This is a genomic window from Streptomyces sp. BE20, assembly GCF_036322525.1.
GTDB lineage: Bacteria > Actinomycetota > Actinomycetes > Streptomycetales > Streptomycetaceae > Kitasatospora.
Window position 1 is genome coordinate 1 of record NZ_JAQYWW010000232.1, and the last position, 316, is coordinate 316.

The 316-nt window shown below is 75.9% G+C and carries 1 pseudogene; it reads left to right on the plus strand.

Features of this window, described 5'->3' with window-relative positions:
• A pseudogene (locus PUR61_RS01205) lies at positions 1-316 on the plus strand (hypothetical protein); the annotation flags it as partial.

Sequence of the window (316 nt, forward strand, 5' to 3'; positions counted from 1 at the left end):
CGGCCCCGACGGCAAGAAGTACGGCGCCCTCGACGGCGGACTGAGCCCCGACGGGCGCGACGCGCTCTGCAGCTCCGACACGGCCCTGGTCAGCGGCGACACCCAGCCGCAGATCTTCGTACGCGCCCTCCTCCCGGAGACCACCGACCTGGGCAGCTCGGCCCACGCCGGCGCGCCCGGCGCCGGGGACGGCCAGTCCCACTCCCCCGTGAGGACCGCCGACAGCCGCCGGGTCTACTTCGCCTCGGCGGCCGCCACCCTGGTGCCCGGCGACACCAACGGCGTCGGCGACGTCTTCCGCCGTGACCTGTGGACG